The following is a 23,382-nucleotide window of genomic DNA, read 5'->3' as shown; positions in this document are numbered from 1 at the left end:
CAGCGATGTGGAGCTCGCCGTCTCCCGGAAATCACAATGCAATCACCGTACCGGCGCCCGCGGCCGGCCCGCGAGCGCCCGCGGCCTGCGCGACACCGCGCGGACCGATGCGATGTCAACTAGGCCCTTGCCACATGGCGGCCATCGGGGTACTGTCTCGCCAGGTCATGAGCGCCAGCGCGTAGCCCCGGCTCGCTGGCCGACAACCCTCCGAACCGCGGTGGGGTGTCCCGGGTGAAGACCTGGCCGGCCGCATGAGCGGCTGGCAAGCGCGGACTCTGGTCGCCCGGAGTCTCCCTGGACTCGTGAGGTGATATGTCGATCGCTCCCGTCGTGGACTCGCGTCCTGATGCGGCCGCGCCGCCGCCGCCGCTCGCCGCCGGCGCTCTCCCTTTGCCCGTCGTCGGCGCGGACCTCTCCGTGCCGCTCGTCACTGGCGAGCAGGTGGGCTACGTGAACCTCGATTACGCGGCGAGCGCCCCGTGCCTCCGCTCGGTGCTCGATGCGGTCGCGGCGCTGCTCCCCTGGTACAGCAGCGTGCATCGCGGCGCGGGGTTCGCGTCCACGGTCACGACCGAGCTCTACGCCGCCGCCCGCCAGGCGGTGGGCGACTTCGTCGGAGCGCGCGCCGACGACACGGTGGTGTTCACGAGGAACACGACCGACGCGCTCAACCTGCTCGCCGCCGCGCTGCCCGAGGATACGACCGTGGTGACCTTCGCCTCGGAGCACCACGCGAACCAGCTGCCCTGGCGGCGCGGTCGCTCCGTGGTCCTCCCGGTGCCCGCGAGCGCGGACGAGGCGATCGCGCGGGCCGACGACGCCCTGCGCGGCGCGCCCTCGCGCCACCGGCTGCTCGCCGTGACGGGGGCCAGCAATGTCACGGGGGAGCTGTGGCCGCTCTCGGAGCTCGCCGCGGTCGCCCACCGCCGCGGGGCGCGGCTCTCCGTGGACGCGGCCCAGCTCGCGCCCCATCGCGCGATCGAGATGGCGGCGATCGGGGCCGACTACCTCGCGTTGTCCGGGCACAAGCTCTATGCCCCCTTCGGCGGCGGCGTGCTCGTGGGTCGGGGGGACTGGCTCGACGCCGCGCGCCCCTACCTCGCCGGCGGGGGCGCCGTCCGGCGCGTCACGCTCGACGGCGTCGAATGGGCGAGCGGCGCGCCCCGCCACGAGGCCGGCACGCCCAACGTGGTCGGCGCGGTGTCGCTGGCCGCGGCGTGCCGCGCGCTCGCCGAGGTCGGCATGTCCGCCGTGGCGGCGCACGAGGCCGGCCTGCTCGACCGCGTCACGCGCGGGCTCGGCGCCGTGCCGGGGGTCGAGCGGCTCGAGATGTGGGGCCCCGCGAGCCCGCGTATCGGCGTCGTGACGTTCCAGGTGCGGGGCTTCCACCCCGGCGTGGTCGCCGCCGCGCTGAGCGCCGAGCACGGCATCGGCGTCCGCGACGGCTCGTTCTGCGCGCACCCGCTCATGAGCGCGCTCGCCGGGGCGCGCGCGCCGGAGGCGCCGGGTGGCGCGGCGGTGCCCGGCGCGGTGCGCGTGAGCTTCGGCGTCGGCACCAGCAGGGCGGACATCGATCGATTCCTCGGCGCGATATCCGATCTCGTCACCCGGGGTCCCCGCGCTCGCTATCGCCTCGACGCAGGGCGGTACGTCCCCGAGCCGGACCCGCGCCCCCGCCCTGCGCTGGCCGGGCTCCTCGCCGGGGGCACGGCCGGCGGCGCCATGCACGGGCTCCTGGCGAGCCACCTGGCGCCGTGCCAGGCGCCGGCCTGAGGCCGGCAGCGCCCCGACGGACGTCGCCGTGCTTTCCCCGGGCCGGCGCGGATCGGCGGGGGATTGGCGACATCCCCCGCCGGCCTGCGCCCGGGCGCCTGCGCGGGCCTCAGCGCTCGGGGAGGCGCAGCGCGGCGAGCCGATCCATCGATGCCTGACTCACCGCTTCCGGCAAGCCGGGGAAGATCTCCGCGGCGCTCGCCGGGATCGCCGTGGGGTGCACGATGCCCACCTGGACGGTGCGCTTCGCCTCGTCGAGCAGGATGAAGAAGAACCGGTCGTCGAGGGGACGCCGCCACACCGGGCAGCCTCCGCCCGGGTCGCCGGCGTCGAGGACGGCGCCGGCGTCGAGCGCGGCCTGTCCGCACGCGTCCAGCAGATCTGCGGTGTCGGGGAACGACGCGACGTCGCAGCGCTGCTTGCCGCAGACGTTCCCGCCCAGGTGGCCGACCTGGTACGAGCGGAGCCCGGTGCTGAGGATATCCCGGTTGCCGTACTCGAGCCCTTCGGCCTCCGACACCGTCTCGAAGACGTTGATCTCCCCGCAGCCGTCCCCCACCCCGGGGTCGGTGTTCGCATAGCAATGGCAAGGGTGATACTTGCCCCAGCCGTCGCGCATCAGCTCCGATGCCGAGAACCCGACCCACGGCGCGTCGGTCCAGCCGTCGCTCGGGCCGTCGGCGCAGCTGAGCTGCGCGAGCGCCGGGTCGTCCGCGTAGGGCATCGACGCGAGCAGCACCACGAGCTTCGAGCCCTCCCAGCCGTGGTAGTTCACGTCGGGCCCGCCAGAGGGGCAGTACGGATCGCTGCCCGGCCCGCAGGGGAAAGGCGCGTCGCGCATCGCATACCAGTGGCATGCATTGCCCAGATCGCCGGTGAACGCGCCCGCGCCGTCCGGCCCGGTGAGCTTGAGGTCCGCGAGCGCCTGCGGCGCGCGGCGATCCCAGAATGAGCGACGCACCCAGCGATCGCCGGCGCCTCCGGGCTGATAGATGGCGAGCTGCTTTACGCGGAGCGGCCCTCGCAAGATGAGGGTCATCTGCTCGTTGAAGGGCGAGAGCGACGCGCTCGTGACCTCGTGGCGCGTACGGCAGCAGAACTCGTCGCCCCAGGAGAAGTTGAGCGTCGTCGATTCGACGTCGCAGCGCGGGTCGCCCGGCTCCGCCTCGATGCGGCGACCCCAGTAGCCGGGCGCGCCGATGTTCTGGAACGTCATCGTTCCTCCGCGGGTCACCGGCCCGACATTCTCCGTCGGATAGGGATCTCCGCCCGGCGCTCCCCCGCTCCCGGCGCCGGCGGCTCCGGTCCCCGCGGCGCCGCCGGTCCCCGCGGCGCCGCCGGTCCCCGCGGCGCCGCCGGTGCCGCCGTTCTCGCCGTGAGCGCCGCCGCTCCCGCCCGGCGTCCCGCCTCCGCCTCCGCAACCGGCCGCCGCCATGGCGAGCCCGAGCGCGGCCGCCGTCCCGAAGAGATCCCGTTCGACTCGCCTCTTCATGCGCTGCCTCCGTGCCCCCCAGGTCCTCGATCATCGCGAACAGCTGCTCCCGCCGAGAGCGCGCGCTGCGCGAGCGCGCGCAGGTCGGAGAGGCTCGCCCCCTCGAGCGGCGCGGTCCCGGCGTCCAGGGGCGCGGCGGCCTCGCCGCGGCCGAGCTCCTCCAGGAGCCAGCGCCCCGTGAGGACGTCGCCGCCGAGCCATGCGCGCGCCGGCGCCTCGCCGAGCGCCGCGGCCTCGATCCAGCCGATGGGCACGCGCGCGACCACGGCGGCGCCGGCGCCCGGCGGCGCCGGGTCGTCGGGCGCGGCGATGGGCTGGAAGGGCCCCTCGCCGAGCTCCGGCGCCTCGCCGCCGTCGACCCGCGGGAGCCCCGCGCCGAGCGCGACCGCGTCGACCACGGCCTGCGCGAGCGCCTCGAGCGAGCTCCGCGCCGGGAGGACCTCGGCCAGCGCCGCCGGCGCCTTGCCCAGCCAGCGGTCGACGGCGCGCTCGTCGGGCGCCGCGAGCTCCGCGGGGACCGCGAGCGGCGCGTCGTGGCCGGCGAAGACCTCGATGAGGACCGCGCCGTCCCGCGCGGCCTCGACGCCGAGCAGCGCGGCGGGGCGGCGCTGCAGCGCGATCCACTCGCGCCCGCCGTAGTGCGCGGGCGCGCCGGCGCGGGCGAAGCCCTTGAGGAAGCCGCGCACGTTGCGGTTGAGGAGCGTCCGGGCCGTGGCGTCGGGCGCGAGCGCGGCCACGTGCGGCAACGCCAGGGTCCACACGACGCCGCGCCCGCCGAGGAAGGCGGCGGTGCCGGTCGTGGCGCGCCGCACGACCGGCACGCCGCGCGCCGCGCAGGCCGCGAGGTCGACCACGCGCGCGGCGCGCTGCAGCGCCCCGAGCACCACGGCGGGGCCGTCGACGAGGCTCGCGGCGAGCCACGGCGCCTCCGGCGCGGCGCGGGCGCGCGCGAGCAGCGCCGGGCCGAGCGCGAGCGCGCCGGCGAGGGGGCGATGGGCAGGCGGGAGGGAGCGCATGGCCCCGCGGGGCGGCGCCGGTGTTACCATCGCTCCATGTTGACCGAAGAGGAGCTGGCAGAGCAGCGCGTCGGCACGCGGATCGGCCCGTGGGCGGTGGAGCGCGTCCTTGGGGTCGGCGGCATGGCGAGCGTCTTCTTCGGCCGCCGCGCCGACGGCTGCGTGGCGGCGGTCAAGGTCCTGCACGCCGAGCTCGCCAGCATCGACGAGGTGCGCAAGCGGTTCCTGCGCGAGGGGCCGATCGGGAACGCGCTGGCCGCCGTGGCGCCGCTCTGCGAGGGGCTCCCCCAGGTGCTGGAGTCCGGGGCCACCGACGACGGCGTGGTCTACATGGCCATGGAGATGCTCGAGGGAGAGACCGTGTTCGACCGCATGGTCCGGCACGGGACGCTCCCCGTCGGCCAGGTGATCGCGCTCGCCGAGCGGGTCCTCGACGTGCTGATCGTGGCGCACGAGCACGGCATCGTTCACCGCGATCTCAAGCCCGAGAACCTGCACATCGGCAACGACGGGCGCGTGCGGGTGCTCGATTTCGGCCTCGCGCGCGTGCTCGATCCGCTGCTCGAGGACGTCGCCGGCGTGCCCGAGATGACGAAGACGAGCACCGGCGTGTCGATCGGCACCGACGATTACATGGCGCCCGAGCAGGCGCTGGGCCTCATCCGCGAGATCGACGGCCGGACGGACCTGTTCGGCCTTGGCGCGACGATGTTCCGCCTGCTCGCGGGGCGCACGATCCACGGCAACCTGGACGAGGCGCGCCTGCTCATCGCCGTCGCCACCGAGAAGGCGCCGCCGCTGGCGCAGCACGCCCCCACGGCGCCGCCGGGCCTGTGCGCCGTGGTGGACCGCGCCCTCGCCTTCCTCAAGCAGGAGCGGTACCCCGACGCGCGGACGATGCGGGGCGACCTCGCCGCGGTGCGCGGCGGGCGCGAGCCGCCGTATGCGACGGCGGCGGCGAGGGGGCGGGCGTAGCGCGCTGGTGACGCGCTGGTGACGCGCTGGTGAGCTGCGCGGCGCGGTGTACGCTGGCAGCATGCTGCGAAGATCCAACGCTCGGCTCCGGCACGGGCCCAGCGGCCCGCAGGCCGCAGGGTTCCATCGCGCGGCGCCCGCCGGCGAACGCGCGGCGCTCATCGCCAGCCAAGCGGAGGCCGAGGGATGCACGGACGCGGCGTTTCACGGCCTGAAGTTCGTCCGTGTGTCGCGCCCGACGACCTGTCGGATCCTTCATGCCCTCGGTCCGGCGCTCACCGTGGTCGGTCAAGGCAGGACGACCGCGCGGTTCGACGAGGTCGAGCTCGAGTACGATGCATCGCGCTATGCGGTCGTGGCGAGGGACGCGGCGTTCGAAGAAGCGATAACGGAGGTCGACAGCGCCTCTCCGTACCTCGCCATGAGCCTCGAGATCCCGCCGGACGCGATCGCCAGGATGCTGCTCGCGCTGGCCGACGCGAGCGCCGAGCCTGGGGCCGAGTCGGCTCCCGCCGTCGTCTCGGACCTCGACACGCCGATCGAGGACGCCGTCGTCCGGCTGCTCCGCGCGATCCGCGACCCGGTGGAGCGCCGGATCGTCGCCCCCCTGGCGTTCGAGGAGCTCGTCTTTCGCCTGCTCCGCTCGGAGGCCGCCGCGATGGTTCGAGGCGCTGTGGGGCGCGACCGCGACGCGGACAAGATCCACGCGGCGATGCGCTTCCTGCGCGCGAACGTCGAGCGGCCGCTGTCCGTGGAGGAGGTGGCGCGGCACGTCGCCATGAGCCCGTCGCATTTCGCGCATCGATTCCGCGCCGTCGCCCACGTCTCTCCGATGCGCTACCTGAAGCAGCTGCGCCTCCAGCACGCGCGCGCCCTCCTGCTCTCTGGCCTGCGCGCGAGCGAAGCGGCGCAGCGCGCCGGGTACGAGAGCGCCTCGCACTTCACCCGCGACTTCAAGCGCCGCTTCGGCGCCGCGCCGGGCGACTACGCCGAGCGCCTCCGGAAGCCGTAGCGCGCCGGATCGCAGGATCGGGCAAGAGAAGCGCAGCTCTCGCCCTGCCCCACCCCCGGGCGCGACCATAGACTCCCGCCATGATCATCCTCACCGGCGCCACGGGGCACCTCGGCTCGTCCGTCCTCAAGCACATCCTCACGCTGGTCCCCCCCTCCGAGATCATCGTCTCGTTGCACAACCGCCTGGCTCGCGCAGAGCTCGAGAAGGCGGGAGTGCTGGTGAGGTCGGGAGACTATACCGACCCCAGATCCCTGGAAGACGCGTTTCGAGGTGGAGACAAGCTGCTGATCGTCTCTCATCCGTCCTTCTCCGACGACCTGCGCGTCACGTCGCACAAGAACGCGATCGACGCAGCGGTGACGGCGGGGGTGAGGCATGTCTACTACACCTCTCTCGCCTTCGGGCGAGAGAGCAAGGCAGCCGTGATGAGGGCGCACCTCGACACGGAGGCGTACCTGAGATCGCGCGGGATCACCTACACGATCCTCCGAGAAGGCGTGTACATGGAGAGCTTCCCCGTCTTTCTCGGCTTCTTCGGCGCCGGACACGACGAGGTCGTCGTGCCGGGCGACGGTGGGGTCGCCTGGGCCGCGAGGGACGACCTCGGAGAGGCGACGGCGAGGATCGTCGCGGGCGGCGGATACGAGAATGAGACGATCGCCCTCGTCGGGCCAAAGGCGTACACGCTGGAGCAGACGACCGCGCTCATCTCGTCCATCCTCGGCCGCGAGATACGCTTCTCGCGGGTGAGCCAGGACGAGTTCGTGCGGCGGAACAGCGCGAACGGAGATGTCGCGAGGTTCTGGGCGTCGACGTATCCGGCGCTGGAGGCAGGCGAGGCGTCCAGCGTCAATCCGCTCCTGGGGGCGGTCCTCGGGCGGCCGCCCGTGTCCTTCGCGTCGAGGTTGAGGGAGCTGCTCGAGCTCGAAGCGGAGCCGCGGAAGGAGCTCTCCAGCTGGATCGACAACGGACGAGGGCCAGCGCGCTGAGCGCTATCCGCTCCCGCCATGCCTATCGGATCGCGGCGCCGCCGGCGCTGGGCCGCACGCTCCAGTTTCTCGCGGATCATCTCTGAGGCATACGCAAGGCGGCCGCCCTGTGCGCCGCGAACGGCACGACCTCACTCCACGGCTCCGGGCGCGAGGATCGCCGTCCACGCCGGGTGCCCTGCCATCTCCGCCGGCGTCCGCGGCGGCGCGGGCGCGCCGTCGGGCGCGCGCAGGGCGAGCCGCCACCAGCCGACGTCGCGCCACGCGCCCTGCTTCCAGCCGACGTCGCGGTAGACGCCGACCGGCTCGAAGCCGAGCGCCTCGTGGAGGCCGACGCTGGCCGGGTTCGGCAGCGTGACGCCCGCGTGGGCGACGTAGAAGCCCTGCAGGCGCAGGAGCTCCAGCAGCGCGCGGTAGAGCGCGCGGCCGACGCCGGTGCGGTGGTGCGCGGCGTCGATGTACACGCTGGTGTCGACCGACCACCGGTATGCCGCTCGCTCGCGGTGGCGCGCCCCATAGGCGTAGCCGACCACCGCGCCGTCGCGCTCGAGGACCAGCCACGGCGCGTGGGCGAGCACGCCCGCGATGCGCGCCGCCATCTCGTCCACGGTCGGCGCCACCAGCTCGAACGAGATCGGCCCCGAGACGCTCGGGGCGTAGATCGCCGCGATCGCCGCGGCGTCGCCGGCGTGAGCCATTCGTACGGTGTCCATGGCGGTGAACCTAACGGCCGCGCTACCATGCTTCAATGCAATCGAAGCAATGGTTCGCATCGACATCCTCGATGAAAGCGCCTCCGTGGACGTCGCCCAGCTGACGGCCTTCCTGCGCGTCGTGCGCGAGGGCAGCTTCACCCGCGCCGCGCGGACGCTGGGCATCGGCCAGCCGGCGGTGAGCGCGCGCATCGGCGCGCTCGAGGCCGAGGTCGGCGGCGCGCTGTTCACCCGCGGCCGGCGCGTCGCCCTCACGCCGCTCGGCGAGGGCTTCGTCCCGTTCGCGCGCCGCGCCACCGAGGTGCTCGCCGAGGGCCTCGAGGCCGCGCGGCTCTCGCGCACCGGACAGCGCGGCCGCGTCACGCTCGCCTCGCTCGGCTCCGTGGCCGCCGGGCTGGTCGGCCCCGCGCTCGCGACCGTGGCCGCCGCGCACCCGTCGCTCGAGTGGCTGGTGCGCTCGGCCGACCACGAGGGGGTGCTCGCTATGCTGTTCGACGGCCTCGTCGAGCTCGGCGTCGTCGTGTGGCCGTGCCTCGACACCGGCGCTGCCGACCTGACCCGCCTGTTCCTCCTGCGCGAGCCGATCGTGCTCGCCGTCGCGCCGGATCACCCGCTCGCCCGCCGCCGCCGCGTCGATCGCGACGATGTCGCGCGCCTCGGGCGCCCGTTCCTGCGCCTGCGCTGGTGGCGCACGCATCACCCCGAGGTCACCCGGCTGGCGGAGCGCGCCGCGGTGTCGATGGATGTGCCGATGGAGACCGCGCGGTATCTCGTCCTGCGCGGCGCCGCCGTCGGCTTCTTCCCGACCACGTACATCGCCGACGACCTCGCCGAGCGAAGGCTGGTCGCCGTGCCCGTGCACGATCTCGCGCCGCTCACGCGCACCATGGCGCTCGTGCGCGGCCGCCGGCCCGCGCCGCCGGCGCCGCCGACCGCCGCCGTGATCGCTGCCCTGCGTGAGCAGGCCCGGGCGCTCGGCATCCTGCGCGGGTGAGCGGCCGCGCGGCCCCCGTGCGCTCCCCGTTCGTGGCGGCCCGAGGATTGACGAGGTACGTCGCGTGGCGCTAAGCACGAAGTCGTACCCTCATGATCATCCACCACACCGGAATCGGCGTCTCCGATGTCGCCCGTTCGGCAGCGCTCTACGACGCCGCGCTCGGCGCGCTCGGTTACCGTCGGGTCATGCAGCTGCCGGAAGACACCGGCGCCGATGCCATGGGTTACGGCGTCGACTATCCGGCCTTCTGGATCGATCGGTTTCACCCCCACAGCACGCGGAACCATACGGCTTTCGCGGCGCGCAGCCGCGCGGAGGTCGATGCCTTTCATGCGGCGGCGTTGAGGTCGGGCGGCACCGACAACGGCCCGCCTGGGCTGCGCGATACCGCGGAAGGGTATCCGCCCGGCTACCACGCGGCGTTCGTGCTCGACCCGGACGGCAACAACATGGAGGCGCTCTTCATGGAGCGCGGCTCAGCGGCGCCGTAGCCCGCGACGGGCTCGCCTGGCTCCCGCCATGTCCGGCCCCGCCCGCCCCGACACGCGCCGCGCCAGGGCAGCGCTGCAAGCCCTCGTCGTCGCCGCCGTCCTGCTGACCCTCCTCGCGCTCGGCGAGGCGACGCGCCCCGCCGCGCGGAGCCTCTCACCGCGCGACATCGCCCAGGGCGTCACCGCCGGCGGCGGCATCTTGCTCGGCAGCATCGCCGTCATGCTCGCCGTGTTCCGGGAGCGCTGGACCACGCTCGGCTTCCGGCGCGAGGCGCCGGCCGCCGTCCTCGGCTGGGGCCTGCTCGGGTTGATCGCCAGCTACCTGCTCGCCGGCGCGGGGACGGTCGTCTATGGGCTGACAGCGGGCGTCTCCCCGGAGCAGCTCGCCGCTCAGAAGACCGCCGCGCTCAGCGGCTTCTCCGAGCTTCCGCCGGCGCTCATCCTCCCGCTCGCGCTGTTCACCGGCACGTACGAAGAGCTGGTCTTCCGCGGCTTCTTCATCTCGCGCCTGCGCGCCGCCCTGTCCCCAAACCCCCACGACCCCGCCGCCGCCGCCGCCGCCGTCGTGCTGACGTCCGCCCTGTTCGCGATCGGCCACTTCTATCAAGCCACGCTCGGCGTCGTGCAGACCTTCGCCATCGGCCTGGCGCTCGGGGCGCTCGCGGTGCGACGGGACAACGTCTGGCCGTGCGTCGTGGCGCACGCGGGCATCAACCTGATCGGGATGCTCGCGCTGCGGCTCGCTTGAAGCGGCGCCCCGCGGCCCGTCCTCGTCGTGAAGGGAGCGGGGTTGTCACGCTGACACCGTGACATGTCGCGCGGCGCGCTCCGAGGACAGCGATCTTCCTGGGCGATCGCCGGCCGAGCCTCTCGCTGGGTGACCCGCCGCGCTCGGCTCCCCTGGCCGCGTTGACGCAGCGCGGCCACGGGGATAATCGGCGGCCCCTCATGGAGCTCGCATGAGCCGTACTTCGCTCGCGCCCTCCGGCGCCGACGCGGGCGCCGAGCTGCGTACGCTGGCCCGACTCGCGCTGCCGATCACCCTCGCTCAGCTCGGCCTCGTGTCCATGGGCCTTGTCGACACGGCGATCATCGGCCGCGCCTCGGTCCAGGATCTCGCGGCCATCGGCGTCGCTCGCTCTATCATGTTCGCGGCGACCTCGTTCGGGATGGGCGTCGCGTTCGCCCTCGAGCCGCTCGCGTCCCAGGCGATCGGCGCCGGCCAGCCCGCGCAGGCGCGGGCGGCGCTGCGGTCGACGCTCCGCGCCTGCGCGCTCCTCTCGCTGCCGAGCGTCGCGCTCTCGTTCGCCGCGACGCTGCTGCTCGAGCCGATCGGCGTCGAGGCCGCGCTCATCCCGGGCGTGCGCGCGTACCTGCTCGGCCACGCTCCCGGGTTCTTCCCGTTCCTCGCGCACCTCGCGTACCGGACGTTCCTCCAGGCCCACGGCGAGACGCGGCCCGCGCTGGTCGCCTCCATCGCCGCCAACGTCGTCAACGCGGCGCTCTGCGGGCTGCTCGTGCGCGGCGACGACATGCTCGCGTGGCTGCGCCTCCCGCCGGTCGGGCTGCCGCGCCTCGGCGCCCTGGGCGCCGGGCTCGCGACGAGCGCCGGCAGCCTCGTCCTCGCCGCCGTCGTCCTCCGCGCCGCGCGGGCCGGCGCCGCCGCGCCGCGCGGAGGGCGACGGCCCGCGCCTCCGCGCGAGCGCGTCGCGACCGGGGCGGTCTTCCGCCTCGGCGTGCCCATCGGGCTGCACCTGCTCGTCGGCAGCGGCGCCTTCGCGGTCCTCGGGATGATCGTGGGGCGCCTCGGCGCCCCCACCGTCTCGGCGCACCAGATCGCCCTCGGGCTCGCGAGCTTCACCTTCATGGGCGCGCTCGGCGTCGCGGGCGCAACGTCGGTGCGCGTCGGCCACGCCATCGGCGCCGGCGCCCCTCCGCGGCGATCCGCGCTGCTCGGGCTCGCCCTCGGCACGTCCGTCATGACGTGCGGCGCCCTCCTGTTCGCCCTGGCCCCGCGCCGGCTCATCGGCCTGTTCACGTCGGACGCCGAGGTGCTGAACATCGGCGTCCAGCTGCTCTCTGTGGCCGCGCTGTTCCAGCTCTTCGACGGCGTCCAGGTGGTCGCGGCCGGGGCGCTGCGCGGCGCGGGGGACGTGCGGTTCCCGTTCTTCGCCAACATCGCCTCTCACTGGCTGGTCGGCTTCCCGCTCACGCTCCTGTTCGGCTTCGCGCTGAGCCTCGGCGCACAAGGGCTCTGGTGGGGGCTCACGGCAGGGCTCGTGACGAACTCGGTGCTGCTCGTCGTCCGGCTCCTGCGCCTCACGGGGGGCAAGATCGTCCGCGCCGGGGTCGGCGCCGCCGGCGCGGCGCGGGTCGCCTGAGGGGAGCCGCCTGCCGCTCACCCTCTGGAGCGGTATGCCCGCCACCTCGATCGATGCCATCGATGCGCGCGCTGGTCTCGTCCTGCATATCCCCAATCGCGCGCTCGGGCGGCGCCACGCGGACGTCAGCCGAGGCGCTTTCTCATGCTGAGGCTCGTGAGCCGGTAGCCGAGCGACTCGTAGAGCCCCCGCGCCGGAGCGTTCTGCGCGAAGACGTGCAGCTCGATGTCCCGCGCGCCCAGGCCGAGGGCGACCTCCTCGGCGAGGGCCATGACCCGGCGCCCGATCCCCCGGCCGCGCGCGTCCTCGCGCAGGTGGATGTCGTAGAGGAACGCGCTGCGAAACCCGTCCGCGCTGGTCATGCCGATCCAGAGGTGGCCGACCACGGCGCTGCCCTCCAGCACCGAATAGATGTGGTGGTCGGGGGTCGCGAGCCCCTGCGGCAGGAACGCCTCGATCTGGGAGCGCGCGTTGCGCTGCTCGTCCTCCGTCCGCGCGTCCACGGCGCTCGCGCGCTGCTCCGCGTACGAGGAGGCCACGAGCTCGACGACGGCCTCGAGCTCCGCGATCTCGAGCGGCCGTAGAGAGATGGGTAGATCAGGCATGGCGCCAGGTTACCACCAGATGGCGCCGGAGGCCCACGTCGCCCCGGACGGAGGCGCCGATCGGCCCCGGCGCCGTCACTGGATGACGTGCAGCATCCCCATCATGCCGGCCTCGGCGTGGTCGAGGATATGGCAATGGAACATCCACATTCCCGGCCGGTTGTCGTAGCGGACCGCGAAGCGCGCCGCCCCGTCGACAGGCACGTTCACCGTGTCCTTCCACTCCATCGGCCGCACCGGCTTCCCGTCCGCGCCGAGCACCTGGAAGAAGAAGCCGTGCAGGTGGAACGGGTGGTCGAAATCCATCGTGTTCTCCACGGTCCACACCGAGGTCTCGCCCACCGCTGCCACGAGCGGCTCCGCCTTCCAGGAGGGCACGCCGTTGATGCCCATCTCCACGCCGCCCGGGCTCTCCTGCTGCGTGAGCTTCAGATCGACGCGCGTCGCCGCCGCCGTGTCGAGCGCCGGGATGTCCCTCCCCACCTCGGGGAGCGGCGCGTCCTCGGCCGCGGGCTCGTCCGCGAGGCGGAGGCGGAACGCCTCGACCTCGGGCCTCCCGAACGTGGCGCCATAGCCGCGGTCGTAAGGCACCCAGCGCACCGGGAGCGTCGAGCCCGGCGCGCCGCGCGGCACGATCAGGACGTCGGCGCGCTCGCCGGGGGTGAGCAGGATCCTGTCCGTCACGACGGGGCGCTCGAGGAGCCCGCCGTCGCCGCCGATCCGGGTGAACCGGTGATCCGCGATCATGAGCTGGTAATAACGGGACTTCGCCGCATTGACGATGCGCCACCGCTGCCTGAGCCCGGCGCGCGCCTCGATCACCGGGTTCACCCGCCCGTTCACGAGGAGCAGGTCGCCCTCGCGCCCGAACAGCGTGCCGAGGTTGCCGCCCACCTGCGGGTCCTCGAGCGTGCCGTCGTCGCGCAGGCTGATGTCGCTGAGCACGAGGACGAGCGCGTCGCCGAGCCCCGCAGGCTCGCTCGGGTCCTCGACGAGCAGCGGGCCGTAGAGGCCATTGCCCGCCTGGACGGCGGAGTCGACGTGCGGGTGGTACCAGTAGAGCCCCGCGTCGGGGACGACGAAGTCGTAGGTGAAGCCGCCGCCCGGCGGCGTCTCGGGCTGGCTGTGCCCGGGCGCGCCGTCCATCGCCGCCAGCAAGCGTATGCCGTGCCAGTGAATCGTCGTGGGCGCCGGGAGCTCGTTGCGGAAATTCACGATCACGCGATCACCCACCCTGGCGCGGATCAGCGGGCCTGGCAGTCCGCCGTCATACGTCCAGGTGGGCGTCCGCTTGCCGGGCACGATCTCGACCTCCTCGACGCGCGCGGTCAGATCGACCTCGACGACATCCGGCCTGGCGTCGCGATCGAGCGCCGGCCGCAGCGCCACCGCGCTGTCCCACCCCTCGGGCTGAGACGGCCGATCGGCCGCGCACCCGGCGGCGGCGGCGAGCAAAGGGCTCAGAAAAAGGAAGAGACGGCGCTGGTACGGCATGTTGCGGAGGCCGACTTTACCACGCGAGCGGCGGAAGACCCGCGCGTTCTCGTGCGGCCGGCGGCGCCGCCCACGCAGCCCCGGGGACGCCGCGCTCCCAGGGACCGCGGCGCGCCTGTGCCGCTCGACCACGCTCGCGCTTTTCCCTGGACAGGCGCCAAGGTAGGGCGCGATATTACGCTGTCGGCCTCTCATTGGTTTCACGCGGCACGATAGAATGGAGCACCGAATGAAGAAGCGCGCCGTGCTCGTTGGCATCAATGACTACGCAGGCAATCCGCTCGCCGGTCCGGTGAACGACGTCGCGTTGATGGGCGAGTTCCTCAGAGACCGGTGTGGTTTCAGCGTCGACACGGAGATCGTCTCCGCCGTGCAGATGGCAGGTACCAAGTCGGACATTCTGGAGAGGCTCCAGTGGCTCGTGCGCGGCGCCGAGCCGCAGGATCAGCTCCTCTTCCACTTCAGCGGCCACGGCGACCAGCTCGACACGTCGGAAGACGCCGGAGAGCTCGATCGGCTCGACGAGGTGCTCTGCGCGCTCGGCTTCGACAGGACGAACGCCACGGCGATCCGCGACGACGAGCTCACCGCGCTGTTCTCCACCCTGCCCAGGGGCGCCCAGGTCGTGTGGACCTGCGACTCCTGCCACGCTGGCGGGATGCCCCCGGCGTCGGCGCGGGGAGGACGGCCGGCGGCCGACAACAGGACCGCTCGCGGCTGGAGCGCCGGCGCGGCCCCCGAGCCCCGGAGCGCGCGGGGGAACGATCGGAGGCGCGCGGAGCGCCGGATGCGCAGGGCGATGAGCGAGCTCCCCGTCGTCTTCATCGGCGCCTGCACCGAGGGGCAGCGCGCGTACGAAGGCCCTCTGGGCGGCCGGGTCCACGGGGCGCTCACCTATCACCTCGTCCGGGAGCTCGAGCAACCCGGAGGGCTGACGGCCTCGCTGGCGCGGATCGTCGACAGCGCGACGCGCGCCATGAACCGCGCCGGGTACGCCCAGGATGCGGTCCTCGTGGCGCCGCGCGGGCGCGAGGAGGCTCCGCTCTTCGGGCGATGAGCGGAGCAGGGCATTCTCGCGCTCTCACGCGAGCGAATCGCCAGGAGACGAACAATCATGACGAACCAACACAGGTGGCCGCTCGGGCTCATCATGCTCGCCGCGCTCTCTTCGTCAGGGTGCCCCGAGGACCCGGAGGTGGAGAGGTATCTCATCGTCGCGCCGGCCGCGAAGCAGCCGGATTCGCCGGCGCTGGGGACCAGCGTGCTCGTCCAGCAGCGAGGGGGCGCCTACCTGCGCCTGAAGACGATCGCGGGGGAGCTCGATCTGTCGACGGGCGCGCCCGGCAGAGCTGCGCGACAGCCATCGTGCATCCCCGCGCCCCCGCCCGGGGAGCCGCTGTTCTTCCTCGTGCTACCGGACGATGTCGAGTGCGAGCTGTACGTCGATCTCCTCGGGCCCGGCCGCGGCGACGGCGCCCCGGCCTGCTCGGGGCCGCTGCTCGCGAGCCGGCTCCTGCCGGTGACGAACGTGCAGCAGAACCCCTCCGGAGACGGCGGGGGAGGCGCGGGGGGTACGGGCGGGGACGGCGGCACCGGCGGCACCGGCGGCGCAGGCGGCGGCGGCGGCACCGGCGGCGGCGGCGCGGGCGGCGGCGGCACGGGCGGCGAGGGCGGCGGCACCGGCGGCGGCACAGGAGGAGATGAATCGTGAATGAGAGGCGGGAGCGCACGCTCCTCACGTCAAATCATGATGCGCTGTGGGTGCGGATCGCGCGCATCGCGGCGGCCATCTGCGCGATCCTCCTCACGACAAGCGCCGTCCGTGCAAACGGCACATGCAGGGACCCCAAACAAATATGCAGCGGCGACGATGACAAGACGTGCGTTGGGAAGCTGAGCGGCCTGTTGTTCAACCTCGACGCGGAGGTCAAAAACGAGATAGACGCTCTCCAGAGACGCGTCCCCGCCGCCCCCAGCGCCAGCGTGGCAACCGCGGTGAATGACGCAAAGACCAAGAGCGGCGCGTTCCTCGCGAGCCGCCAGACCGCGTCCAACGCCGCAGGCACGGAGGCCGAGAAGAGGGCGGCGGCGGTCAAAGCCATCGACGATCACTGCGATTACGTCAACGCGAGGAACCAGGCAGACCAGGAGCTCTCGAAGCCCCCGGCGCCGCCGGCTGCCCCCCCCGGCGGCCTCGCGGCTCCGATACAGGACTGCAGCGATCCTGCCAAGGCGAGCGCTTGCGTCAACCAGCTGTTCAGCGAGGCCACCAAGGCCGAGGACGACCTCAAGTCCGCCGTGGCGGCGGGCAAACGGCTCGCGGCGAAGTTGAGCGATGACATCTCGGCCGTCGCGGGCCGGGCCGAGGAGATTCACGATCGGCTCGACGAGATCGACGTCGCGGCGATCGTCGATTCGCTGAAGAAGCAAGCCAACGATCCGAACCTGACGGACGCGACGAAGGCATTGAAGGCCTATGAATCGCTGCGCGCCGTGAGCACGCTGGTCGCCGCCGCCGGCGCTTTGCAGGCGGAGCGCCAGGAAATCCAGCAGATTTGCGCGAGCTCGTGCAAGGCCCCCGGCGCCTTCTGCATCGACGCCAGATCGGGCGAGCCGCTCTGTGAAGGTCTAACGCCTGACGTCTACTCGCTCGTCGGCTCTCTGTCCCCTGGAGACAAGCTGATCGTGCGCGTGTTCGGCGAGGCGGCGCTCAAGGACGCGCTCAAGCTCTCGGTGAGCTTCATCCGCTCGTCGGACCGCCGCTTCGACGCCCCGGAGAAGGGCGCCCGGGCTCCCGCGACCCCCCCGAAGCTCGAGCTCCTCGCGGAGCAGACCGCGGAGGTCCCCGAGGACACGTCGTTGACGTCGCTGAAGATCCGCTACGAGCTCGCGGGCGACGGACCCGAGAGCGCGATCGACGAGTCGTACGCCGTGCCCATCGATCACGGGCAGTACTACCTCGAGTTCGGCGCCCTCTTCCCGCTCGTGATCGACGGGTCGCGGCGCGTCGTCCAGACCACGGTCCCCGGCGCCGGCGGCGAGCGCCGTCTCTCGGTCCAGGAGGACTGGAGCGTCAATCCCTCGATCGTGCTCAACGTCTTTCCCGGAGGCCGGCGCCGCGGCGTCATCTCATCGTTCCAGGACATGCGGCTGGCGGCGACGCTGGGCGACCTGCTCGGGGTGCAGGCCGGCGTGGACCTCGACCTCGGCGAGCCGTTCGATCGCATCTTCCTCGGCGGCGTGATCGAGCCCGTGGCGGGCCTCAGCTTCAACGCCGGCCTGGCCTTCGTCCAGCAGGAGTACCTCCCCGCGGGCCACGCGGAGGGCATGATCCTGCCGGTCGGAGAGTTCATCTCGCCCGTGCGCCGATACGCTCCTCGTTTTTACTTCGGTGTCACGCTGACCCTCGACATCGTGAACACCGCGACGACCGCCACCACCAGCTTCGCGAGCGCGCTCACGCGCTGAGCTCGCTGCGTCAGACGTAGCGCCTCACCGCGTCGAGCAGCGCGGCGAGGTTCACGGGCTTCTTCAGGATGTCGACGGGCCCGAGCTCGGCCGCGCGCGGCGCTGCCCCCGCCGTGAGCACGACCACCGGGACGTCGGCGATCGCCGGAATGCGCAGCTGCTCCGCGCGGAAGGCATACCCGTCCATCATCGGCATCATCAGGTCGAGGACGATGAGCGCCGGCGCCGGCGCGTCGCGGAGCCTGGCCAGCGCCTCGGCGCCGTTCCTGGCCGTCATCACCTGGTAGCCCTCGTCCGACAGGACACCCACGAGCGCGTCGCTGACGCCCTGGTCGTCCTCGATGACGAGGATCGCCCGCGATCGCGCAGGGCCGCCCTCCGCGGCGCCGCGCCCAGGAGCACGCGGGGCGGCGGACGGATCGCCCGCGGCCCCGCCGTCGTCGCCCCGCTCCGGATCGCGCGGGGCATCGTCCTTATCGCCCGAGCGCGGTCCGTTCGCGACCATGGAGGCCCCATAAAGCTTTCCCCCACAGCGCGCAATTTGAATCGCGCCGCGGCGCACGGCGCGCGGAAGGATCGCCCGCGACGAACCGCTCAGGCCCCTGCGCGCAGCGAGCTCGTCAGGAGCGGCGCGGCGCGCGACGGCGCGAGACCGCGGTACGGGCGCTGCATCCATGCGGCCCCATGAACGTGGCCGTGATCTTCTATTCCCTTTATGGCGATACGGCCGCGCTCGCCGCCGCGGTCGCCGAGGGCGCCGAGCAGGCCGGAGCGACCGTGCGGCTCCGGCAGATCGCCGATCTCGCGGCGCCGCAGGAGCGCTGGAGGACGAGTGAGCGGATCCGTGCCCTGCGGGAACACCTCGCCTGCGTCCCGGTGGCCCGCCGCGACGACCTCCTCTGGGCCGACGGCATCGCCCTCGGCTCGCCTGCGCGCTACGGCACGATGAGCGCCGAGCTCCGCCGCTTCCTCGACGGAGCGAGGCAGCTCTCGGGCGATCTCGCCGGCAAGGTGGCGTCCGTGTTCTGCTCGCCCTCGCCGATCGCGGGGGCGCAGCGCGCCGCCCTCCAGGCGATGATCGTCTCCCTCCTCAGCCATGGAGTCCTTGTCCAGCCCCCCGCCCGCGCCGCGATGGATCCGCCGGACACCGCCGCCCGGCGCGGCGGCCCGCCCCGGGCGAGCTCGGGCGAGCTCGATCTCACGCTCGCGCGCGCGCTCGGCCGCCGCCTCGCGCTGACAGGACAACAGACGCGCAGGTGAGCGCGGCGCGACGGCCGCGCCGCCGGCCTGTGCCGTGACCGCGCCGCCGCGGCGAGCCCTGGAGTCCCGGACAACCGCGCAGCAAATCAGCAGGAGCTCTGCTCCTCTCCTGCACATTGCAGTGAGCGCGGCCGCGAGGGGCTGTTACATCTGCGCCGATACCTCGCTACCGGTCGGAACCGATGGTCCGTCAGGCGGGGCCCGACGCGCGGGCCGCCGGCGGCCACCTCAGCCGTAGACAGGAGAGAGCTCAGCGAACCATGAGCGCACAAGCTCACCGCAAGGACTATCACCCTTCGCCGCGGCGCGGAGGCAGGATCGTGTCGTCGAGGCGCTCCCCGGCGATGGCCGCCGAGCGGCGCGCCGCGCCGAGCCGCGCGGCGGCCGGCGGGGCTCGGCTCCGGTTCTTCCTCCGCGTGGGCGCCTATTTCACGGCGGAGTGGGCGCGCATCGGCGCGCTCTCCCTCCTGGTCTGCGTCTCCATCGCGATCAGCCTCCTCCAGGTGTGGCCCGTCGCCGTGATCGTGGATCTCATCTCGAGCGGGCCGCGCAACGAGGACCTCGTCCACCGCCTCCTGCTCGCGCCGCTCCCGGACAGCCTGCTCGGCCGCGTCCTCGGGCTCGCGGCGATGACGCTCGTCCTCCGCGTGGCGCAGGAGTTCGTGGGCATGGGCCGCGCCCTGCTCAACTTCCGCATCGGCTACGGCGGGCTCACGCGCGTGCGCTGCGACGTGTACAGGAAGCTCCAGGCGCTCCACATCGGCTATCACCGGGCGCAGCCGCAGGGGGACGCCCTCTACCGGCTCAATCAAGACGCCGCCGGGTTCCACGGGATCCTCAACGTGGCCGTCGCGGTGATGGGGAGCGCGCTGACGCTCGCGGTGATGATCTGCATCATGGCCTCGCGCAGCCTGCCGCTCACGCTGCTCGCGCTCGCGGTCGTGCCGCCGCTCCTGCTCACGAACCAGCGGTTCGGGCGCGCGCTGCACAAGCGGTGCACCGAGGCGAAGGAGGTCGAGAGCGAGCTCACGACGTCCGTGCAGCGCTCGATGGCCTCGATCGGCCTCGTCCAGGCGTTCGGCCGCGAGGCGGACGAGGAGGCGCGCTTCCACGCGACGCTGCGCAACAGCGTGAAGGCGTGGCTCAGGCTGCACCACGACGAGCTCGGCCACATGCTCACCGTGGGCTCGATCCTCGGGCTCGGCGGCGCGCTGGTGCTCGGCTACGGCGGCTACCTCGTCGTCGAGGCGCGCAGCGGCGCGGGCGACTCCGCCATGACGCTGGGCGCGCTCACGGCGTTCCTCGGCTACCTCGGCATGCTCTACGATCCGCTCTGCAAGCTGACCGGCGCCGGCGCCGCGGTGCAGGGCGGCGTCGCGGGCGCCCAGCGCGTCTTCGAGGTGCTGGACCGCGATCAGGCGGTGGTCGACGCGCACGACGCGGCGGCGCTGCCGACCGAGCCGCGCGCGCTCTCGCTCGACGGGGTCGGGTTCGAGTACCGCACGGGCCACCCGGTGCTGCGCGGGGTCGACGCGACGATCCGGCCGGGGCAGATGGTCGCGTTCGTGGGCTCGGTCGGCTCCGGCAAGACCACGCTGCTCAGCCTGCTGCCGCGCTTCCACAACCCGACGCGCGGCGCGCTGAGGCTCGACGGCATCGACACGCGCGCGATCCGCGTGGCCGACCTGCGCCGGCACATCGCGCTGGTCCTCCAGGACAGCATCCTCCTGCCGGCCACGATCGCGGAGAACATCGCCTACGGCCGCCCCTTCGCGACCGACGGCGACATCCGGAGGGCGGCCGAGATGGCGGGCGCGGCGGGCTTCATCGAGGCGCTGCCGGACGGCTACGGGACGCAGATCGCCGACGGCGGGCTCAACCTGTCGGCCGGCCAGCGGCAGCGCATCGCCATCGCGCGCGCGCTGCTGACGGACGCCCCCATCCTCGTGATCGACGAGCCGACCGACGGGCTCGACGCCGAGCACGAGCGGACCATCGGCGAAGCGCTCCGCGCGCTGAAGGGCCAGCGGACGATCATCCTGATGAGCCACCGCCTCAGCACGGTCGTCGACTGCGATCAGATCTTCGTGCTCGAGCGCGGCCGCATCGTCGAGCGCGGCGCGCACGCGGAGCTCCTGCGCCGGGACGGCGTCTACACCACGATGGCGCGGTGGCAGCACCTGCACACCGGCCACGCCGGCGGTCCGAAGAGCGGGCCGCGCCGCGCCCTCCCGGCGCCGTCGCCCGACGCGCTCCGCGGCGACGACGGCCTGTGGGCCGATGGGCTGATGGGCTGAGGCGGGGCGGAGCGGCGGCGCGGCGCGCGCCCACGCGGCGTCGCGCCGCGCGCGGCGCGCGCGCGTCACGCCGGCGGAGCGGCGCTTTTCGGCCCGCCCGCCGCCCCCGGAGCCACGGAGACGTGATAGAGCTCCGGTGGCGCGAGAGCCGCGCCTCACGCCGGGTCGCCATCGATGCTGCGGGCCACGAACATCGACAGCTTGAGCCGCGGGACCTTCGACGTCCTCGTCCTCGGCGCCGGGATCAACGGCGCCGTCGCCGCCGCGGCCCTCGCCGCGAAGGGGGCCAAGGTCGCGCTGATCGACCGCGGCGACTTCGCCGGATTCACGAGCCAGGAGTCGTCGAACCTCGCCTGGGGCGGCATCAAGTACATGGAGAGCTTCGAGTTTCCGCTCGTGCGGAAGCTCTGCAAGTCGAGGAACCTCCTGCTCAGGAGCTATCCGTCGTCGGTGCAGGAGATCCGGTTCTATACCGCGCACGAGCGGGGGTTCCGCCACGGCCTCTTCAAGCTCTTCCTCGGCACCTGGCTCTACTGGATCATCGGCAGCTTCTTCACGAAGATCCCCCGCCTGCTCTCCCGCCGGGTCATGGCGCGGGAAGAGCCCATCATCAACCTGGACGGCTGCGACGGAGGATTCGAGTACTCCGACGCGTACCTCGTCGACAACGACGCGCGGTTCGTCTGGGGCTTCGTCCGCGCCGCGCTCGATCACGGCGCGCGGGCGGCCAACTACGTCGAGTCGCTCGGCGCGCGGCGCGAGGGGGACGCGTGGCTCACGCGCGCCCGCGACGTCGTGACGGGGCGGGAGCTCGCCATCCGCTCGCGCGTGCTCGTGAACGCCTGCGGGCCGTTCGTGGACGCGCACAACGCGCTCACCGGCCAGCGGACGAGCCACAGGCACATCTTCTCGAAGGGCATCCACCTCATCGTGGAGCGGCTCACCCCGAGCCGCCGGGTGCTGACGTTCTTCGCCGACGACGGCCGGCTGTTCTTCGTGATCCCGATGGGCCCGAGGACGTGCATCGGCACGACCGACACCCGCGTCGAGAGCCCTCACGCCGTGGTGACGCCCGAGGATCGGCGCTTCGTGCTGTCGAACATCAACAAGCGCCTCGACCTGCCGCGGCCGCTCACCGAGGCGGACGTCATCGCCGAGCGCTGCGGGGTGCGCCCGCTCGCGGTCGCGAACGGCGGCGGCGGCGAGGACTGGCTGCAGCTCTCGCGCAAGCACGCCATCGAGGTCGACCGCGCGCAGGCCCACGTGAGCATCTTCGGCGGCAAGCTCACCGACTGCATCAACGTGGGCGAGGAGATCTGCGCCGCCGTGGAGGAGCTCGGCGTCGCGCTGCCCCGCCCGGCGCTGCGCTGGTACGGCGAGCCGGCCGAGGAGGTTCGTCACGAGTTCTTCCAAACGGCGCGCCGCCTCGATCTCGACGCGCTGACGCCGCCGCGCGCCGCGGAGCAGCTCAGCGCGCGGCTGTGGCGCCGGTACGGCGCAGCGGCGCGCGAGCTGCTCGAGGAGATCCGGCGCGACCCGAGGATGGCCGAGGCGCTGATCGAGGGGGCAGAGGACGTGCGGTGCGAGATCGCGCACGCCGCGCGGCACGAGATGATCGTGAAGCTCGAGGACTTCCTGCGGCGGCGCACGAAGATCTCGCTCCTCATCCGCGCGGGCGAGCTCGCGAGGTCGCCCGGCCTCCGGGAGGCGTGCCGGATCCTCTTCGGGGACGACGCCGATCGGCGGCTCTCGGAGTACTTCCAGGAGCAGCACGGCGCCCGCGAGCGCGCGGAGGGGGAGGCGCCCCCCGCGGCGCAGCCGGTCAGGTAGCGCCGCGCCTCGGGCGGACCGCGCTCCACCGCGCGGCGATCCCGCCATTGAACAAGGCCCCACCGGGCCGCGGGTGGTGGCCGGATTCGAACATGAAGGCGGGGAGGCGGGAAGAAAAGATCACTGCTCTTCCCGCCTTCATGTGAATCACGCCGGGGCGAATCGGGCCACCGCCGGGCCCCGGCGACGGAGGGCGCGGGCGTCCCCCCTTTGCACGCCCGGTGCGTGGCAAGGTGAAGTCATCTGCCATTCCGTGCCTCATCGCTCCACATGTAGGTCGGCGAGGCACGATGTGCTGCGGCGCTCCGGATCGCCAGCGCCAGAATCCACCCGCAGGAAGGGCCTGAGACGCGCTGCGGCGCGCCACAACTGCAAGTGAGGAGATGGCGGCGCGCGCGGGCGACAGGCGCGCGATATCCAGCCCTGAGACGGCAGCACGCGTCGCGCGCGCACCGGTGTGCCGCGCGTAAGCGGCGACGCCGGCCGGGATCACGGTGGCGCTAGTTTTGCGCGGCGCGGCCCGCGAGTGTGTTGTTCCCCTCTCCAGGGCCCGCCGTTCGCCAAGCTCGTTCGGATCATGCCT

Annotated in this window: 20 protein-coding genes and 1 riboswitch; of the genes, 14 read left to right on the top strand and 6 right to left on the bottom strand. The window is 73.2% G+C overall.

Annotated elements, in window-relative coordinates:
• Positions 1-163: 163 nt before the first annotated feature.
• Positions 164-278, top strand: a riboswitch (SAM riboswitch).
• 37 nt (positions 279-315) lie between these two features.
• Positions 316-1,776, top strand: coding sequence for an aminotransferase class V-fold PLP-dependent enzyme (locus WME98_RS32740; protein ID WP_437945616.1), 1,461 nt, complete (start codon positions 316-318; stop codon positions 1,774-1,776).
• A 109-nt stretch (positions 1,777-1,885) separates the two neighbouring features.
• On the opposite strand, the gene WME98_RS32735 is transcribed toward WME98_RS32740, so the two are convergent.
• Positions 1,886-3,268 (bottom strand): DUF2403 domain-containing lipoprotein, encoded by a 1,383-nt coding sequence (locus WME98_RS32735; protein ID WP_437945614.1) that lies wholly within the window; start codon positions 3,266-3,268, stop codon positions 1,886-1,888.
• Entirely contained in the window at positions 3,265-4,284 is a 1,020-nt protein-coding gene (locus tag WME98_RS32730) for a lipoyl protein ligase domain-containing protein (protein ID WP_437945612.1), read from the bottom strand. Before WME98_RS32730 ends, WME98_RS32735 begins: the two co-directional genes overlap by 4 nt.
• A 36-nt stretch (positions 4,285-4,320) precedes the next feature.
• Between WME98_RS32730 and WME98_RS32725 the strand changes: the two genes are divergently transcribed.
• The 3 genes from WME98_RS32725 to WME98_RS32715 all read left to right on the top strand — a co-directional run bounded on the left by WME98_RS32725 (position 4,321) and on the right by WME98_RS32715 (position 7,263).
• Positions 4,321-5,259, top strand: coding sequence for a serine/threonine-protein kinase (locus tag WME98_RS32725; protein ID WP_437945611.1), 939 nt, complete (start codon positions 4,321-4,323; stop codon positions 5,257-5,259).
• A 61-nt stretch (positions 5,260-5,320) separates the two neighbouring features.
• Complete coding sequence (locus tag WME98_RS32720) at positions 5,321-6,271, top strand: AraC family transcriptional regulator (protein ID WP_437945610.1); 951 nt, start codon at positions 5,321-5,323, stop codon at positions 6,269-6,271.
• Positions 6,272-6,351: 80 nt separating this feature from the next.
• A complete protein-coding gene (locus WME98_RS32715) occupies positions 6,352-7,263 on the top strand; it encodes an SDR family oxidoreductase (protein WP_437945609.1) in 912 nt (303 codons plus the stop codon).
• A gap of 131 nt (positions 7,264-7,394) precedes the next feature.
• On the opposite strand, the gene WME98_RS32710 is transcribed toward WME98_RS32715, so the two are convergent.
• A complete protein-coding gene (locus tag WME98_RS32710) occupies positions 7,395-7,976 on the bottom strand; it encodes an arsinothricin resistance N-acetyltransferase ArsN1 family B (RefSeq protein WP_437945608.1) in 582 nt (193 codons plus the stop codon).
• A gap of 49 nt (positions 7,977-8,025) precedes the next feature.
• Between WME98_RS32710 and WME98_RS32705 the strand changes: the two genes are divergently transcribed.
• The 4 genes from WME98_RS32705 to WME98_RS32690 all read left to right on the top strand — a co-directional run bounded on the left by WME98_RS32705 (position 8,026) and on the right by WME98_RS32690 (position 11,845).
• On the top strand, positions 8,026-8,970 hold the full coding sequence (locus WME98_RS32705; RefSeq protein ID WP_437945607.1) for a LysR family transcriptional regulator: 945 nt from the start codon (positions 8,026-8,028) through the stop codon (positions 8,968-8,970).
• Between the two features lie 95 nt (positions 8,971-9,065).
• Positions 9,066-9,464: a VOC family protein gene (locus WME98_RS32700; RefSeq protein ID WP_437954047.1), complete on the top strand. Its 399-nt coding sequence runs from the start codon at positions 9,066-9,068 to the stop codon at positions 9,462-9,464.
• 28 nt (positions 9,465-9,492) lie between these two features.
• Entirely contained in the window at positions 9,493-10,212 is a 720-nt protein-coding gene (locus WME98_RS32695; protein WP_437945606.1) for a CPBP family intramembrane glutamic endopeptidase, read from the top strand.
• A 211-nt stretch (positions 10,213-10,423) separates the two neighbouring features.
• Positions 10,424-11,845, top strand: a complete 1,422-nt coding sequence (locus WME98_RS32690; protein ID WP_437945605.1) for an MATE family efflux transporter — start codon at positions 10,424-10,426, stop codon at positions 11,843-11,845.
• Positions 11,846-11,970: 125 nt separating this feature from the next.
• Here the strand turns inward: WME98_RS32690 and WME98_RS32685 are convergent, their stop codons facing one another.
• Both WME98_RS32685 and WME98_RS32680 read right to left on the bottom strand, forming a co-directional pair.
• Complete coding sequence (locus tag WME98_RS32685; RefSeq protein WP_437945604.1) at positions 11,971-12,450, bottom strand: N-acetyltransferase family protein; 480 nt, start codon at positions 12,448-12,450, stop codon at positions 11,971-11,973.
• Between the two features lie 75 nt (positions 12,451-12,525).
• The gene (locus WME98_RS32680; protein WP_437945603.1) at positions 12,526-13,944 is read right to left on the bottom strand and encodes a multicopper oxidase family protein; all 1,419 of its coding nucleotides are present in this window, start codon (positions 13,942-13,944) and stop codon (positions 12,526-12,528) included.
• 229 nt (positions 13,945-14,173) lie between these two features.
• Between WME98_RS32680 and WME98_RS32675 the strand changes: the two genes are divergently transcribed.
• The 3 genes from WME98_RS32675 to WME98_RS32665 are packed head-to-tail and all read left to right on the top strand — an operon-like array spanning position 14,174 to position 17,412.
• Positions 14,174-15,001 (top strand): caspase family protein, encoded by an 828-nt coding sequence (locus WME98_RS32675; protein WP_437945602.1) that lies wholly within the window; start codon positions 14,174-14,176, stop codon positions 14,999-15,001.
• 57 nt (positions 15,002-15,058) lie between these two features.
• Positions 15,059-15,655: a hypothetical protein gene (locus tag WME98_RS32670; protein ID WP_437945601.1), complete on the top strand. Its 597-nt coding sequence runs from the start codon at positions 15,059-15,061 to the stop codon at positions 15,653-15,655.
• A complete protein-coding gene (locus tag WME98_RS32665) occupies positions 15,652-17,412 on the top strand; it encodes a hypothetical protein (protein ID WP_437945599.1) in 1,761 nt (586 codons plus the stop codon). Before WME98_RS32670 ends, WME98_RS32665 begins: the two co-directional genes overlap by 4 nt.
• A gap of 10 nt (positions 17,413-17,422) precedes the next feature.
• On the opposite strand, the gene WME98_RS32660 is transcribed toward WME98_RS32665, so the two are convergent.
• The gene (locus WME98_RS32660) at positions 17,423-17,917 is read right to left on the bottom strand and encodes a response regulator (protein WP_437945598.1); all 495 of its coding nucleotides are present in this window, start codon (positions 17,915-17,917) and stop codon (positions 17,423-17,425) included.
• A gap of 179 nt (positions 17,918-18,096) precedes the next feature.
• Between WME98_RS32660 and WME98_RS32655 the strand changes: the two genes are divergently transcribed.
• From WME98_RS32655 to WME98_RS32645, 3 genes are all read left to right on the top strand, one after another.
• Positions 18,097-18,672 carry an NAD(P)H-dependent oxidoreductase gene (locus WME98_RS32655; RefSeq protein ID WP_437945597.1) on the top strand — a complete coding sequence of 192 codons (576 nt, stop codon included), beginning with the start codon at positions 18,097-18,099 and terminating at the stop codon, positions 18,670-18,672.
• A gap of 260 nt (positions 18,673-18,932) precedes the next feature.
• Positions 18,933-20,969, top strand: a complete 2,037-nt coding sequence (locus tag WME98_RS32650; protein WP_437945596.1) for an ABC transporter ATP-binding protein — start codon at positions 18,933-18,935, stop codon at positions 20,967-20,969.
• Positions 20,970-21,143: 174 nt separating this feature from the next.
• Positions 21,144-22,799: a glycerol-3-phosphate dehydrogenase/oxidase gene (locus WME98_RS32645; RefSeq protein WP_437945595.1), complete on the top strand. Its 1,656-nt coding sequence runs from the start codon at positions 21,144-21,146 to the stop codon at positions 22,797-22,799.
• Positions 22,800-23,382 lie beyond the last annotated feature (583 nt).

It is taken from the genome of Sorangium sp. So ce296 (assembly GCF_051529605.1).
GTDB lineage: Bacteria > Myxococcota_A > Polyangia > Polyangiales > Polyangiaceae > Sorangium > Sorangium cellulosum_D.
This window is presented reverse-complemented; position numbering and strand designations above follow the sequence as displayed.